3 protein-coding genes are annotated in these 3,287 nt (G+C 67.5%); 1 reads left to right on the top strand and 2 read right to left on the bottom strand.

Features of this window, described 5'->3' with window-relative positions:
- Window positions 1-237 precede the first annotated feature (237 nt).
- Window positions 238-1,155 (top strand): LysR substrate-binding domain-containing protein, encoded by a 918-nt coding sequence (locus QRO91_RS22155; RefSeq protein WP_197620718.1) that lies wholly within the window; start codon window positions 238-240, stop codon window positions 1,153-1,155.
- Between the two features lie 94 nt (window positions 1,156-1,249).
- On the opposite strand, the gene QRO91_RS22150 is transcribed toward QRO91_RS22155, so the two are convergent.
- Both QRO91_RS22150 and lepB read right to left on the bottom strand, forming a co-directional pair.
- Window positions 1,250-2,506 (bottom strand): MFS transporter, encoded by a 1,257-nt coding sequence (locus QRO91_RS22150; RefSeq protein WP_049429788.1) that lies wholly within the window; start codon window positions 2,504-2,506, stop codon window positions 1,250-1,252.
- 124 nt (window positions 2,507-2,630) lie between these two features.
- Window positions 2,631-3,257, bottom strand: a complete 627-nt coding sequence (gene lepB, locus QRO91_RS22145) for a signal peptidase I (RefSeq protein ID WP_049429789.1) — start codon at window positions 3,255-3,257, stop codon at window positions 2,631-2,633.
- Window positions 3,258-3,287 lie beyond the last annotated feature (30 nt).

Raw genomic sequence — 3,287 nt, 5'->3', positions numbered from 1 at the left:
GGCCCCCGAAACCCCGACGCGGGGGCGGGCCCCCCCCCCCCCCCCCCCCCCCCCCCCCCCCCCCCCCCCCCCCACCCCGCCTTCGACAGATCGCTAGCGCTGTTGGTGGGTGTCGACCTTGGTCGACACGTAAACAATGATCGAAATGGGTATTTGTAGAGTCGAGCCATGCTCGACTGGCGGAAAAACGATCGAAGAAGACGCCAGGCACGGTGTCGGTCTGGCTAGACTGGCCCCATGTCCATCGAACTCCGCCATCTGCGTTACTTCCTTGCCGTCGCCGATACGCTGCACTTCGGCCAGGCGGCCGAGCGGCTGGGCATGTCGCAGCCGCCGCTCAGCCAGCAGATCCGCCAGCTGGAAGACCTGATAGGTGCGCGCCTGTTCGTGCGAAGCCATCGCCGCGTGCAGCTGACGCCTGCGGGCGAACTGCTGCAGGAACGTGCACGCGCCATCGTGCAGCAGGTGGAAATGGCCGTGGACGAGGTGCAGCGTGTGCAGCGCGGTGAGCAGGGTGAACTGCATATCGGCCTGACCCGGGCCACGCCGCTGTCGCCGCAGATTCCACGTTCGATCCTGCATTACCGCCAGCAGTATCCGCAGGTACGGTTGCAGCTGAGCGAGATGAACACGCTGCAGCAGATCGACGCGCTGCTCGACGGTTCACTGGACGTGGGCATCATCCGCAAGCGCGCACTGCCCCCGGAACTGGTGGCACACAGCCTGTTTGTTGATCCGCTGGCGTTGATCGTGCATGCAGACCACCCTGCCCTTCATCGGCTCTCGAAACAGGGAACGCTGTCGCTGCGCGACTTCGCGCAGGAGCCGTTCGTGGCGTTCCGGCGCAGTGCCGGCGCGGGCATCCATGACCACATGATCGCGTTGTGCGCGGCTGCCGGATTCACGCCGCGCATCGTGCAGGAGGCAGGCGAAGCCTCGACGCTGATCAGCCTGGCCGCCGCCGGGCTGGGTGCGGCCATCCTGCCCTCCTCGTGCGATCACATCCGCGTGGAAGGGGCGCGCTTCGTAGCGCTGGCCGATGCCGGTGCGCATTCGGAGGTGCAGCTGGCCTGGCATCGCGAACGGGTAACGCCGTTGATCCGCAACTTCGCCACGCTGCTGCGCGGGGCGTTCGCCGGTAGAGTCGACTGTTAGTCGACTATCGCGCGCAGCGCGGGGCTTTTGCGGTCTGATGGAAGAGCAGTCGACTGACAGTCGACTCTACCAAGGCAAGCGCAACTCCACAGGATCAGGCAGTGACCGGCTGCGGCGCGCGCTGCTGCAGCGCCCAGACGATGCCACCACCAATCAGGGTCAGCACCGCAGCGAACGCGCACACACCCAGCCAATCCCAGGCCGCATAGGCCAGCCCACCGACCCCGCCCAGCACACTGGACCCCAGGTAGTAGGCGAACAGATACAGCGCCGAGGCTTCCGCGCGCATCGCACCGGCACGGCTGCCAACCCAGCTGCTGGCCACCGAGTGACCACCGAAGAAGCCGAACGTCACCAGCGCGATGCCCAGTGCCATCGTGCTCAGCCATCGCAATGCCAGCAGCGCGATGCCGGCGCCGATCAGCGCGAACGAGATCGACAGGATGCGGCCGCGCCCGTACCGCGTGGCCTGCTGGCCCATCCACGCCGAACTGAAGGTGCCCACCAGGTACACGCTGAAGATCAGGCCGACCACGGTCTGGCTGAGGTGGTACGGCGGCGCCAGCAGGTGGTAGCCCAGGTAGTTGTAGAGGGTGACGAACACGCCCATCAGCACGAACGAGGTGGCGAACAGCCACGGCAGGCCCGGGTCGGCGAACAGCATGCGCCAGCGCGACGGCAACTGGCGCAGGCCATCGCGACGCGCGTGGAAATGGCGCGACGGGGGCAGCTGCAGCCACAGCAGCGCGGTGCTGGCGATGGCGATGATCGAGACCACGCCGATACCCCAGCGCCAGCCCCAGTGGTCGGCGATGATGCCGGCCAGCAGGCGCCCGCTCATGCCACCGATGGCGTTGCCGCCGATGTACAGGCCCATCGCCAGGCCCAGCGCGCGGCTGTCCATTTCCTCGACCAGGTAGGTCATCGCCACCGCCGGTACGCCGCTCAGCGCCAGGCCGAGCAGGGTGCGCAGCACCAGCAACGTGGTCCAGTCGTCCACCAGCGCGGTGCTCAGCGACAGCATGGCCGAGGCCAGCAGCGCAGCGATCATCAACGGGCGACGGCCGACCGCGTCGGACAGCAGGCCGGCCAGCAGCATGGCCACCGCCAGCGTGCCGGTGGTCAGCGACAGCGACATCGCGCTGCCGGCAGCAGAAACGCCGAAGTGGCGGCTGAACTCGGGCAGCAGCGGCTGCACCGTGTACAGCAGGCCGAAGGTGGAAAAGCCGGCCAGGAACAGCGCCAGCGCAGTGCGGCGGAAGGCCGGCGTGCCCTGCTGGATGCGGGTGTCGGAAGCGGGGTCAACAGCGTGGGGGCAGCGTTCGACGGTCGCGGCGGTTTCGCCAGTCATGGGATCGGTGGGCCGGTGGGGACGGCCGGGTATGGGAGGGAACGGGCCTCAGACTAGGCCCGTCCATCCAGTCGATCCATAACCTGATAGGTCATGATTGATACACAGGAAGTATCAATTCAGCTTACAGGCGCTGCCACTCGAAGCCGTCGCCCCGGCGGTAGTACACCGCCACCGCCCGGCCGTAGACCTTGTCCGCATCGACGAAACCGAAGAAGCGGCCATCGAAACTGTTGCCACGGTGGTCTCCCAGCACCAGCACCTTGCCGGCTGGCACCACCAGATCGGCGATGTCCGGACCACCGCCCATGTCCAGGTCCAGGCGGGCACGACGTTCACCGAAGGCTTCCACGTCCTGCAGGTCAGCGATCTGCAGCGGCTGGCCGTTGATGCTCAGGTGTCCCTCGCGCATGTGCACGTGGTCCCCCGCCACCGCCGCCACGCGCTTGATCAACCGGGTGCCATCGGCCGGCGAATCAAACACCGCCACTTCGCCGCGCTGCGGGGTACCGGTCGCCAGCAGTTCCTTGTTGGTGAACGGCAGGCGCAGGCCGTAGGCGCGCATGTCCACCACCACCCGGTCGCCCGGTTGCAGGGTCGGCTGCATCGAGCCGCTGGGCACCACGTAGTGGTTGGCCAGGGTATCGCGGGCAGCGGCGAGCAGGCCGAGCATCACCAGCAGCGGCAACGCCTCCTTCTTCAGCCAGGCCAGCGCGCGTTCGGAAAAGGGAGGGCGGGCAACAGCATCCATGGCAGGCTCCGGGTGGGTGGTAGCTGCATC

This window comes from Stenotrophomonas maltophilia group sp. Smal32 (assembly GCF_030237085.1).
Classification (GTDB): domain Bacteria; phylum Pseudomonadota; class Gammaproteobacteria; order Xanthomonadales; family Xanthomonadaceae; genus Stenotrophomonas; species Stenotrophomonas maltophilia_Q.
This window is presented reverse-complemented; position numbering and strand designations above follow the sequence as displayed.